This window comes from Mesorhizobium sp. L2C066B000, assembly GCF_000502335.1.
Classification (GTDB): domain Bacteria; phylum Pseudomonadota; class Alphaproteobacteria; order Rhizobiales; family Rhizobiaceae; genus Mesorhizobium.
Map to the genome: position 1 here is coordinate 75,233 of NZ_AYWZ01000014.1, position 12,785 is coordinate 88,017.

Sequence of the window (12,785 nt, forward strand, 5' to 3'; positions counted from 1 at the left end):
GCGCCTGTGGGCAAGCCTCAGGCCGGGGAGGGCTCAATGGCTTCGGGGCGCGGCATCAGCTTTTGCTCCAGCACTTCTTGCACGATACCGCGGGCGATCTCGCGTTCGCCCATGATGACGGTGTCGGCGCCGAGCCCCTTCAGATGCTCGACCTCGGCGTCGGAATGAGCCCGCGCAATGACGTTGATGCCGGGGTTGGCGGCGCGTGCCCTGAGCACGATCTGCCCGGCCTCGAACGCGTTGGGGATGGCAAGGATCAAGCGTTTGGCCCCCTGCGGATTGGCGGCGGCAAAAACGCCCGCACTGGCTGCATTGCCGGAGACGATCTCGACGCCGTCGTCTCTGAGCCTCGCCAGCGTCTTGTCGGCGTCGTGGTGCCGAGATCGACCGTACCGGTGAAGCTCACCGTATTGGCCGCCGTCGCGCCGGAAATGCTGATGCCGCTCGCAGCGCCGTTGGCGATCACCGAGCCGGCGAAGGTGAAGCTGCCGCCAGCGCGGGTCGAGATCGTGGCCGCCGCGCCCGACGTGCTGATGATGGAGCTGGCGCCGTCGAAGCTGATCACCGCGTTGCCGCCGGTCACCGAAAGGCCGCTGCCGCCCGATATGTCGACATTGGTACCGGCAATCGTGCCGCCAGCGCCCGACGCGCCGCCGAAGGCGATGCCGGTGCCGGTCGCTGCGGTGGTGATGTTGACGTTGGTCAGCGTCGTCGTGCCGGCGGTGTTGTCGAGTTTGAAAGCAATGCCGGTGGCGCCGGTGCTGGTGACGTTGGTGATGGTGCTGTTGGACGCGTTCAGCCACACATCGCTGGCGTTGCCGGAGAAAGCAACGTTGTTGATCTTCGTGCTGTTCGACGGCGTGATCTCGATACCCTGCGTGGCAAAATTGCGGATAGTCATGTTGCTGATGACGGTATTCGCAGCACCCGCGCCATTGTCCTTGACGCCACGCGCGGCACCCGCCGGGCTGCCATCGAGGATGAAGCCGTCGATGATGTTGCCGCTGGCGCCGAGCGTAATGACATTGTTGCCGGCGCTCGTCGTCAGCGTCGCGGCGCCATTGGGCGTCTGGTCGATGATCGAGATGCTGTTGCTGGCCAGCTGGATGGTGGAGGGCACCGTCAGCGCCAGGTTGATGTTGCCGTTGCCGAAGCCGCGCACCTGCTCGCCGATGGCGAGCGCCAGCGTATCGTTGCCATTGCTGCCTGCCGCGGTGATGACGCCGCCATCGTTGACGAGGACGAGAATGTCCGTCGACACTGCTGCCGCTTCGGCGGTGGTCAGCGTCGCCAGATTGTTCTGGTCGCGGCCGCTGCCGTCGCCGGTCGCGGAAGCGCCGACGAAATAGACCTTGCCGACACCGAAGCCCAAGCCCGGGGTCGACTGGAAGTTCACGTCCTGGAAGTTGTAGGTGCCGGCAACCGGCGCACTGGAGGCGTCGATGCCTACATTGGCGCCGATGGTCGAGAGCTGGTCGGTCGCCGATTCGCCGTCGCCATAGGTGAAAGCGAGGTTGGTGGCGCTGTTGAGGAACACGCCGGTGTTAACCCCGGCTATGCTCGAACTGGCGCCGCCGACCACGGCATCACCGAGGCGCACCGTCTGGCCGCCGATGGCGCCGCGCAGGTCGACGGCGATCGAGGTGCCGGCGGCGGCGGCATTGGTGACATCGAAGTCATTGGCCGTCACCGCCGCATTGATGGTGGCACCGTTGAGGTCGAAGGCCACGCCCGTGGTGCTGTTCAGGCCGATGTCGAGATCGTTGAAGGACAGCGCCGCGCCAAGCGTGCCGGAAACATCGACACCACGCGTGGTCATGCCTTGCAGGTTGACCGTGCCGAGAATGATGGCCCCGCCGCCCGACGAGGCGATATTGGTCAGCGAGATGCCGGTTGCGGCGGCAGTGGCCGAAACACTGTCGAAATTCATGCCCGCAGCGCCAATCGTAACGCCATTGAGGTTCAACGCGGTGCCGCCGGCCGTCGTGGTGATGCTGTTGTCGCTGAGGAGCGCGCCGACGCTGACCGTGCCACCGCCGCTGGCGTTGAAGCCCGTGCCGGAGGTGGTGGTAATCACCAGGCCACCCGTATCGAAGTTGATCGTCGCGCCGGTGTTGGTCGTCAAGTCGACCGCCGTATTGGCGCCAGTGGTCAGCGTCTTCGTGCCACCGCTGAGAGTGATGGTCCCGCCGGAGTTGCCGTGGACATAGATACCATTGTCGAAACCGCCGGTGGCGCTGAGCGCGCCGGACAGTGTGACCGAACCGCCGGTGACGCCGGAGATGTCGACGATCTTGCCGGCGGTGGTCTTGGTGACGGAGCCGCCATAGCTGACGGTCGCAGCGCCGCCATTGACCAGGAATGCGACGCCCGAAGCGCCGCTCAATGCGCCGGATCCGAGGCTGACTGTTCCGGTGACATTGGCCAGGCCAACATTGTTGGTGCCGCCGCCCGACGAGGTCGAGTCAAGCGCAATGCTGGCGGCGACGTTGGTGAGGCTGATCGACTGACCGCTGGTCGAATTTACCGTCTGGGCTGCAGCGGAAGCGGTGATGCCCATAACGCCACCGGTCCCGACAATGCCGGTGCCGCTGGTGGTATCGATGGTCAGGCCGTTGAGGAAGTTCACCGTGCCGGCGCTTTGCGAGAAGCCGACGCCGCTGCTCGTGTCGATGTTGGCGAGGCCGGCGATGTTGAGGTTGCCGCTGACCCAGTTGATGCCGCCGCCGGTCGTCGCGACGTTGTTCACCGTCACCGTGTTGAAGTTGAAAGTGCCGGTGTTGGCGCCGGTGACGTCGATGCCGAAGCTGCCGGTGCCGGTGATGCTGGTTGCGCCGGAAACATTCACCGCCCCGGTGACGCCGTTGAGGATGATGCCGCTGGTGGCGCCGCTCGAGGTGATGCTGTCGAAATTGACGCCGCCGGCGCCGAGTGTGCCTTGCAGCGACAGCGCGGTCTGGCCCGTGGCGTTGATCGTCGTCGAACCGGCATTGGCGACGGTGAGGCCATTCAGTCCCGAAAGGCTGAGGCCGGTGGCCAACGATGTCGTGATGTCGAGGCCGCCATTGAAGTTGACCGCAGCTGCCGCGCTGCCGCCCGAAATCGAAACGCCGTTGCCGCCGGTGATCGTCACCTGGTCGGTGAAGGTCACCGCGCCGCCGGTGCGGTTGGCGATATTGATGCCGCCACCGGTCAGCGTTCCCGGAGTGGCGCTGTTGGGCAGGATGCCGCGCGACACCGAAATGGTGCCGGTGCCGCCGTTGACGTCGAGCAGCGTGCCGGCAACGTTGATGTTGTTGTTGATGATCGACAGATTGCCGTTGAGGCCGGCGACCTGGATGGCCGTCTGACCAGCGGCGACGTTGCTGATCGTCACGCCTTCGATGGTGATGCCGCTGGCATTGCTGAAGCCGACCGCGCTCTGATCGATGAGGAAGGCGGCACCGGTCGCGCTGCTGAAGTCGAAAGCGGTGTGGCGCACGGCGTTGTCGCCGAGCAATTGCATCAGGTTGGCCGTCCCGCTGACCACGGCCTCGTCGCCGGTGATGTTGCCGCCGATGGCGCCGAGATTGCCCTGGACGTTGGCCGGCTGGATCGTGCCGGTCGAAACCACATTGCTGTTGCCGAAGCCGGTGATCGTCTGGCCGGAATCGAGCGTGAAGGCGGTGGCGCCGAGATTGATCGTGCCGACGAAGGCGAAGTTCTGCGTGCCGGTCAGCGCATCGGCGGCGGCGAGCGAAATGGTGTTGACGCCCATGCTGAGATTGCCGGTCGTGCCGGCGGCGATGAAGCCGCCCGACTGCGAGACCAGCGTGATCGAACCGGGCGCGGTGGCGAGGTTGGCGCTGCCGGTGAAGAACACGTCGTCGAAATCGTAGTTGCCGAGCGTCGGATCGAGACCGACCGTGTTGACGGTGAAGCCGCCGGCGGCGGCGATGATGAAGGATTCCAGCCCGTCGGTCGAATCGCCGTCGCCGAAGGTGAAGTTGGCATTGGCGGAGGTCGCCGTGGTCTGGCCGGACGACAATTCGACGCCGATGCCGACATTGTCGATCTTCGAGCCCTGCAGGAAGGTGATGACCTTGTTGCCGGTGGCCGACGACAGGTCGATGCCGCGCGAGGTCAGGTCGCCCAGGCCGGTGATCGTCGTCAGGCCGAAATCGGCCGTCGTCGAGGAGCCGCTGAAGTCGATGCCGGTCTGGTTGGCGCCGACATCGTCGATGGTGGTCGTGCCGAAGCTGACATCGTTGTTGGTGCCGGCGAAGTTGATGCCGGCAGTGCCGCTCGTGGTGCCCAGCGTGACCTGGGTCGTGCCGAAGGTCACCGGGCCGGCATTGCCGACAATGTTGATGCCGAAGCCGCCGGCGCCCGTCACGGTCACCGCCCCGAAGGTTGCCGATGCGGTGCTCGCGACACCGAAGACGGACAGGCCGGTGCCCAAGGCATTGGTGATCGATAGCGGGGTGGTAACATTCAACGTTGCGGTGCCGATCAGGCCACCGACCACCGCGCCGCCGCCACCGCTCGCCGACAGGGTCGGGCCGGTGAAGCTGAACGCACCGCCTGCCGGGGGCAATGTCGAGCCGATGGCGAACAGATTTCCGGTGCCGGTCGACGTGACGCTGCCGCTGAACTGGGCCGAGCCGCCGATGGTGCCGTCGATCTTGACCGCCGTGCCTGGTGCTGTTGCCGAGCTGGAGATGTTGGCCGAGACCGTGATCGCGGCGCTGCCGCCAAAAACCACGACGCCGTTGCCGGTGCCGGAACCGGTGATGGTGCCGCCGATGTTGATCGTGCCGGTGTTGTTGGTCAGGCTGACGTCGTCGCCCGAAACCAGCGTCGTCACCAGATTGTTGACATTGACCGTCGCGGCGCTGCCTTGCACCCCGAAGCCGGGGCCACCGCCAACAACCGTGTCGATCGTCGTCGTGCCATTGAAGGTAACGGCGTTGGCCACGTTGGTGAGGCGGATGGCGTCGCCATTGACGCGATTGATGTCGACAGCGCCGAAGGTGACGCTGCCGCCGCTGGTGTTTTCGATGAGGATGCCGGTCTGCACGGCGCCGCCTGAGCCGTCGACGGTGACGCTGTCGAAAATGACGCCGCCTGCGCCGATGGTCAAACCGCCGGCGCCACCGAGATGGATGCCGTTTTCGACAGGGCCGAGCCCAGATGCGGTCGTGTTGGTGCCGGTGACGGTGAGCGTGCCGCCATTGATGGCGCTGAAGGCAAGGCCGCCATCGGTGGTGAGGTCGAGCCCGCCGGTGAAATTGATCGTGCCGCCGGCATTGCCGGTCAGGTCGATGGCGTTGGCCGCGCCGGTGCTGGCGGTGATTTGGCCGGCGAAGGTGGCGGAGCCGCCGGTCATGCCGCTGATCATGACCGCGCTCGCGGCACTCGTCTGATTGATGGTGCCGTTGTAGGTGAGGTTAGGCGTTGCTCCAAGAATGCTGAGCGCCGTGCCCGTCGTGCCGGCGATCGAACTCGCATTGTCGAAGGTCAGCGTGCCCGTGGAACCGCCCGTGACGCTGACGCCGATACCGGCGCCGGTGATATCCAAATTGTTGAAGGTGCCGGTGTCGCCGAAGTTGCTGGCCAGCAGGCCGGTGCCGCTGACGCCGCCCATCGTCGTGTTGGTGATGTTGATCGCACCCGTTGCGCCGGTCAGGTCGATGCCGGTTACGGCGCTGCTGATCGTCACCCCGGTGATGGTGGCCGCGTTTAGATTCGATCCGTTGATCGCCGAGCCCGAACCCGCATTGCTGACGCTGAGGTCGGCGACGCGGTTGCCGTTGGCGAGATCGATGGTGCTGCCGGCCGAGTTGTTGAGAGTGGCGGCGCCATTGCCGAACGGATCGACCTGGGTGCCCGAAGTAACCACCTCGGCGCCGGTGACGTTGGCCGGCGGCCCGCCGAGAGCGACGGTGTTGCCGTTGGCGAAGGAGACGATCTGCTGGCCGTCGGCAAGCGTGAAGCCGTCGGCATCGGTGTTGATGGTTCCAGCGCCGTTGTTGACAAGGACGAAGATGGTGTTGGCGTCGGTCGTCAGACCGTCGGCGGCGTCGGCGTTGATAAGGTCGCCAACGCTCGCGCCGGAACCGGTCCCGGTGTTTGCTGCGCCGACGAAGATGACGTTGGCGGTGTCGAACAGCTGCGGGCCGACCAGATGGGTGGCGTTGAAGGCATAGGTGCCGTTGCCGGCTAGCAGGCCGCGCATGTCGAGCGAGGCGGTCGTCCCGGTGATCGAACTGGTGCCGACACCGGCGCCGAACGAGAAGGTCGTGTTTGCGCCGGTGCCTGCCGCGCCGTTGGTGCCCATCTGGACGCCGGTGCCGGCAGAGATCACACCGGTGCCGATCGTCACCGAGCCGCCGGTGGTGCCGGAAAGGTCGATGCCCGTGGAAGTGCCAGCTCCGGCAATGTCGAGCGACGTGGCGGTGAAGGTCGACTGGCTGCCCGACAGGTCGAGCCCGGTCTTGCCTGTGGGCAGGCCGGTGATGTCGATGTTGGCGAAGCTGATCGTGCCGTTGGCGCCCTGGACGTCGATGCCGCTCTGGGTCGGCTGGCCGATGCTGGCGTCGCCGAACGTTACCGCGCCGGAATTGCCATTGAGGAGGATCCCGTTCACGCCGGCCTGGTTGATCGTCACCGTGCCGAACGTGGTGGCGCCGGAACTGTTGTTGATCGAGATGCCGTCGCGCGATGGCTGGGTGATGGTGGCCGCGCCGCCGAAATCAACCGTGGCGGCGCTGTTTGTGATGAAAATGCCGTCGAAAAGGGTGTTGGAGGTCGTCGTCGTGCCGGTAACGGAGAAATTGCCGCCGACGTTGCCCAGGCCGATTCCACTCTGTCCGCCGGACTGGCTCACCGTGTCCAGCGTGACATTGAGCGCCATCGGGTTGATAAGCCCGAAAGTGACGACATAGACGGCCTGGAGGCCGTTGCCCGAAACCGTGCCGCCGGTCGTCGTCAGGCTTCCGCCGCCCGTCGAGTTGACGAAGATGCCTAAGCCGCCATTGTCCTTTGCATCGAGCGTCTCGAATCCATAGTTTCCGCCGCTGACGATGAACAGGCCGTGGCCGGTATTGTTCGAGAGTGTCGTCGTGCCGGTGAAACTGTAAGTTCCGCCACCATTGTCGATGAGCAGGCCGCTGCCGGTATTGCCGCTTGAGTTCAAATTGTCGGCGGAAACATTGTTGATGGCGGCATCGAACAGCACGCCGTTCAGGCTGGCGCCTGAAACATTCAGCCCCGACATCGTGACATTGCTGACGCCGCTGCCATGCACGCCATTGCCGTTCGCCACACCGGCGATGTTGAAGTCGAGCAGCGACGTGTTGTTGGCCAGCGTCACGGCGTCGCCGGTGCCGGTATTGGTCAGCGTGGCTGCGCCGCCTGGATCCGAGACGGCCTGGTCATGCTTGACGTTGTCACCGGTGACGTTGACGGGAATGCCGCCGAGCGAGAAAGTACGCCCGTTGCCGAACGAAGCCATTGTCTGTCCGGCACTCAGCGAGAAGCCGCCAGAGGCGTCGATGGGCGTCCCGTCATTGACCAGCACGAAGATCGCGGTGCCGTTGGTGATAAGGTCAGCCTGGTTAATCGCAAGCAGACTAGACGTGGAAGAGCCGTCACCCAATGATCCGACGCCGCCGACGAAAATCACATTCTGTTGGTCGAACAGCTGCGGGCCGCTGAAGGTCGTCGAGCCGAAAGCATAGAGCCCGAGCGTCTGGTTGAGCCCCCGCGCGTCGAGGGAGGCGGTGATGCCGGCAATCGAGCCGCCGCCGAAACTGAATTGGGCATTGGCCGAATTGGCCAGCGAGCCGGATATGCCGAAGCGCACGCCGGTATCGACATTGGCGATCGCGCCGCCATCGGTGATGACGATCGTCGCCCCGCCCGCGCTCGGCGAAGACAGATCGATGCCGATCGAGCCGGCGGCGCCTGTGCCAGTGATGTTGAGCGACTGCGCCCTGAAATTGGTCTGGCTGCCGGAGAAATCGAGGCCGACGCCGGAGCCGAGGCCAGCAATGACGATGTTGCCGGCAATTATCGATGTGTTGGCGCCCGCAAACACCATGCCGTCCGAGCCGGGATTGGTGATGTTGATGTCGCCGAAACGGATCGCCGCCGGCGATTCCGTGATCGCGATGGCGGGTCCGGTCGTGTTCGAGATCGTCGTCGCGCCGTTGACGGTGAAGCTGCCCGAAAGATTCTCGAGCACGACGCCCGATGCGCCGCCGGTCTGGGTGATCGAATCCAGCACGATATGGGCGGTGATCGGATCGATGAAGACACCGACGCCGTCGTCGCCGAGCGCCTTGTTGCCCGACACCTGGCCACCGGTGATGGTGATCGAGCCGGCGACCCCGGTGCCCTTCACGGTAATGCCGGCATCGTTGTTGTCGAGCGCGTTGAGGGTGGCGAAAGTGTAGGTGCCGTGGCCGGTTATATCCAGGCCGTCGTCGCCATTGCCCTGCAGCAGCGTCGTGCCGGTGAAGTTATAGGTGCCGTCGCCTTCGATATACAATCCGTCGAGGCCGTTGCCGGTCGCGGTGAAGTTCGAACCATTGACGCCGGTCGAGGTGCCGGTGAAGTCGGCGCCGTGGCCGCCGGTGCCGGTGACCGTGACGTTGGTCAGCGTGGCGCCGGCGATGTTGTTGCCGAAGATGCCGTCCTTGCCGCCGGTGATGGTGATACCGCTCAGCGTGTTGCCATTGGCGAGCGTCAGGACGTTGTTGGCGGGGTTGGTGCCCTGGATGGTGCCGTTGGAGCCGCCGAAATTGTAGGTGCCGATGCTGCCGTCGGCGAGCCGCGCCTGGACACCGCCGCCACCGCCGATAACGGTCTGTCCGTTGGCGAGCGTCACGCCGGCTGTCGTAATGTTGCCCTTGCCGCCCAGCGCGACGACGAGGCCGTTAGCGCCGGCGCCGGCGACTGCATTGTCGAGCGTGGTCGGGTCGCCGATCGTGCCGAGGCCGAGCGCGTCGTTGTCACCATCGGCGAAGAAGAACTGGCCGAATGCCGTGTTGGTGGCGGCATTGATCGCCACCCGCGTCGACGTGCCGGTAACTTTGTCCTGGCTCTCGATGCGAACGCCGATGTCGCCGCGCACGCGCTCGTTGACGCGTTTGCGCAGGCCGGGGCTGACCGGATAGACCGGCTCGGCGCCGTCATCGGCCGAAGACGAGCCCTTGTCGAAAGCGTTGAGCGGCACCGTCAGCCGGATGCTGCCGGCGAACTGGGTGTCATCGCGGTTGTCGTTGCGCACCTCGCCGGTGAAGGTCAGCGACGTGCCTTTGCCGATGACGTCGCCGATCGAATATTCCAGGCCGGCCTTGGCGCCGGTGATGCTGCCGTCGTCGCCGTCGGGATCGCCGAAATGGTAGGCGCCGACATCGAAACGCAGTGAATGGTTCTCGGGCAGGTTGAGCGGCACCTGAACGCCGACCTCGCCCTCGATGCCCCAGGCCGCGTAATCGCGGTGGGCGATGGCCGATATCTGCTCGATCAGCTGATGCCCGACCAGCGACAGGCTCGACTCTTGCCCGGCCGTGCTGCGGTCGCCGCTGATCGGCAGATAGACGTTTACGTGCGCATCGTATTTTGAGGTGATGGCCTCGAGGCCGAGCGTCGAGGCGACGAACTGGTGACTGTCCTGGTTCTGGATGTTGAGATAGGCGTAGCCGCCGATCATCAGATCCGGATTGACGATGCGGCGAACGCCGAGGCCGACGTCCTGGCCGAAGCCGTCGTCGAAATCGTATTTCGAGCGCACATCGAGAAAGAGAACGGATTCGAGGTTCTGCTTCAGCGGCAGGAAACCCTCGATCGCCGTGTTGCCGCCATTGTTGTTGGCGCCGATGATGGCGCGGACCTGCGGCTGCCACAGTCCGGTGTCGCCGGCATGGGCGGCTATGCCGGAAAGGGCAAGTGCCAGAGTGGACAGCGCAGTCGTCTTCCAGAGATGTCTGGAAAAACCTGACCGGCGATACTTGGTATTCGCCCGGAACCTTCTTCCGTGCGTCGCCATGTCATTGATCTGCCGAGTTTTCTCGGTCGTATCCATCCTTTGCGAACCCCGACGAGTACACGCTCCGTCGATAATACTATCCGAATCCCAGTGTATAGCGAGCATCGATTGTTTGCTTTACACATACAAGATTTCAAAGTTGTTTATTGTGGTAATCCAGCAACAGTAATTTAGCCGGCGCTCATGTACCGTATTGGCTTCCCCGCCAGGCTCGGCTGTTGTATCAACGCGCTCGGCGAAACCCTGACACAACGAGGATCGGGTGGCTTCATTGCTGAGAACCGTTTGTGGGCGGGCCGCCTGGGTCGGCGCGCTATGGCTGGTCGTGTCGGCAGGGTCGGCGCTTGCCGAAGAGCCGAAGTCAACCAAATCTGCCGAGACAAAGCCTGCAGAAGGCAATCCGTGGGCGCTAAACTGCTCCAGCGGATCAACCGGAACCGAGCTTCAATGCCAGGTTTCGCAAAACCTTACCGAGGCCAAGACGGGGCAGCGCGTTCTTACCGTTACGGTTCGCCGCGACAACGGCAATGGCAACCTCGCGATGCTGCTGGCCTTGCCGCACGGGCTGTTCCTGCCTTCCGGCGCCTCGTACCAGATCGACCAGGGGCAGAAGACGACCATTGCCATCCAGACCAGCGACCAGAACGGCGCCTATGCCGCGACCCCTTTGTCGGCGGACCTCGTCAAGGCGATGAAATCGGGAACCAACCTGAACATCGGCATCGAGTCGGTGACGCGCAAGCCGGTCACCATTCCGGTCTCGCTTGCCGGATTCACTGCCGCGATCGACAAGCTTCAAGCGTTGAAATAGCCGGCCCATCTCGGCAGATGCGTAAGCATCAGCTTACGTTATGGACTGGCCGGGCTCACACATGCTTGCGGCCGCCTGTCTCGCGGAACCAGCTGTCGGGGTAAGGATACCACCAGTCCTGGATCGCCGGTCTGTGGTCGATGACGACCATCTTGGAGCGTCGGAAGGCGTCGAGTCCCTGGCGTCCCAGCTCGCGGCCAAGGCCTGATGCCTTCCAGCCGCCGAAGGGCAGGGCGTCATTGTCGATCAGCGGGTTGTTGACCCAGACCATGCCGGCCTCGAGCCGCTCGGCCGCCTCATGCGCCTCGGCGAGGTCGGTGGTGAAGACCGAGGCGCCGAGCCCGAACGGGCTGTCATTGGCAAGCCGGATCGCTTCGTCGAAATCCTTTACGCGGCAGATCGCTGCGACCGGTCCGAAACACTCTTCGCGCACGATCGCCATATTGGGGGTGACGCCGGTCAGGATCGTTGGCTCGTAGAACCAGCCAGTGTTGTGCGCCGGCGGAATGCGCCCGCCGGCAACGGCTATAGCGCCGTTGCTGATAGCATCATCGACCAGCCGCATCACTTTCGCCCGGGCGGCTTCGCTGACCAGCGGGCCGATCTCGGTCTTGTCCATGCCATTGCCGATGCGCAGCGCCCGCGTCTTCTCGGCGAACAGCTCGACGAAGCGATCGTGAACCGAGTCGACGACAAAGAAGCGTTCGGCCGAGGTGCAGACCTGGCCGGTCAGGTGGAAGGCGGCGGTGACGCTGCCGGCTGCCGCCACGTCGAGCGGCGCGTGCTCGCTGATGATCAGCGGATCGCTGCCGCCGGCTTCGATGACGCAAGGCTTCATGCCCTCGGCGCAGGCGACTGCCACGGCTTTGCCGGCGGCGACCGAGCCGGTGAAGGCGACAGCGTGGGTGCGCTCGGAGGCGATCAGCGCCTGCGCGGTGGCGGCCGTGCCAGGCAGGCAGGCGACCAGCCCTTCCGGCAGTGAACGGAACACCGTCATGTAGTCCAGCGTCGACAGCGTCGTCGCTTCGGCCGGCTTGATGACGCAGCCATTGCCGGCGGCAAGCGAGGCCGCGACGGTCCAGCACATCAGCAGGATCGGGAAGTTGTAAGGCATGATGTGCACGGAGACGCCATACGGCTCGTAGCGCGCATACTGGAACGAACCGGCCTGGGTCGTGCCGGCGATCTTGCCGGCATCGTCGCGCGCCATCTCGGCATAGTAGCGGAAGATCGGCGCGCAATTGGCGATCTCGCCGATCGCTTCGGGATAGGGCTTGCCCATCTCGCGCACCATCAGCTCGGCGCAGCGGGTGAAGTCCGCCGCCTCGATAGCGTTGGCGACGGCATGCAGGTGTTTGGCCCTGCTCTTGGCATCGAGCTTCTTCCAGGCGGCTTGTGCCGTGGTTGCGGCGGTGAGCACGGCGTCGATCTCGCCGTCGCTGGCCGCGGCGATCGCGCCGACCGTGTCCAGCGTCGCCGGATCGATCACCGGTTTTTTCGCGCCGGCCATCGGCCGGTAGTCCGGATTGACGAAGAAGGTCGGCCGGTCAGCGGAGAAATCCATGGTCGTCCTTTCAAGCCCGCTCAGCGGATCATGTAGACCTTCTTGATCGTCTCATGGACGGTGCAGACGCCTTTCCAGTCCTGCGGGAAGAACGCCGCCGTGTCCGGCTCGATCTCGATGACCTCGCCCGATTCGTGCACATAGGTGCAGCGGCCCTCGAGGAAGTGGCAGAACTCGTCGCGGGTGACATGGCAGTGCCATTTGCCGGGGGTGCAGACCCACAGGCCGCATTCCGAACGGCCCTCCGGCCCCTTGTAGAGCAGCTTGCCCGAGGTGTGGGACTCGCCCTCGATCATGGTTGGGATGACGCCCCAGTCGACGAGGTCGGTGATGGCAAGCGGGGATTGCATGATGGGCGTGGTCATGGCGATTTC

At 64.7% G+C, this 12,785-nt stretch carries 4 protein-coding genes and 1 pseudogene; 1 reads left to right on the top strand and 4 read right to left on the bottom strand.

Annotated elements, in window-relative coordinates:
• Positions 1 to 17 precede the first annotated feature (17 nt).
• A pseudogene (locus X733_RS1000000169765) lies at positions 18 to 371 on the bottom strand (NAD-binding protein); the annotation flags it as partial.
• Complete coding sequence (locus X733_RS142270) at positions 257 to 10,141, bottom strand: inverse autotransporter beta domain-containing protein (RefSeq protein WP_348625872.1); 9,885 nt, start codon at positions 10,139 to 10,141, stop codon at positions 257 to 259. The gene X733_RS142270 and the pseudogene X733_RS1000000169765, both read right to left, overlap by 115 nt.
• Positions 10,142 to 10,298: 157 nt before the next feature.
• On the opposite strand from X733_RS142270, the gene X733_RS142265 reads away from it, so the two are divergent.
• Positions 10,299 to 10,847, top strand: a complete 549-nt coding sequence (locus X733_RS142265; RefSeq protein WP_031193829.1) for an invasion associated locus B family protein — start codon at positions 10,299 to 10,301, stop codon at positions 10,845 to 10,847.
• A 55-nt stretch (positions 10,848 to 10,902) separates the two neighbouring features.
• Here X733_RS142265 and X733_RS142260 read toward each other — a convergent pair whose 3' ends face one another.
• Positions 10,903 to 12,411, bottom strand: a complete 1,509-nt coding sequence (locus tag X733_RS142260) for an aldehyde dehydrogenase family protein (protein ID WP_023819644.1) — start codon at positions 12,409 to 12,411, stop codon at positions 10,903 to 10,905.
• Between the two features lie 20 nt (positions 12,412 to 12,431).
• Positions 12,432 to 12,776 (bottom strand): cupin domain-containing protein, encoded by a 345-nt coding sequence (locus tag X733_RS142255; RefSeq protein WP_027059488.1) that lies wholly within the window; start codon positions 12,774 to 12,776, stop codon positions 12,432 to 12,434.
• Positions 12,777 to 12,785 lie beyond the last annotated feature (9 nt).

Bases quoted from the DNA above. Each gene is read 5' to 3' on its own strand.
- X733_RS142270 (WP_348625872.1), bottom strand. From the start codon at position 10,141: ATGCTCGCTATACACTGGGATTCGGATAGTATTATCGACGGAGCGTGT.
- X733_RS142260 (WP_023819644.1), bottom strand. From the start codon at position 12,411: ATGGATTTCTCCGCTGACCGGCCGACCTTCTTCGTCAATCCGGACTAC.
- X733_RS142255 (WP_027059488.1), bottom strand. From the start codon at position 12,776: ATGACCACGCCCATCATGCAATCCCCGCTTGCCATCACCGACCTCGTC.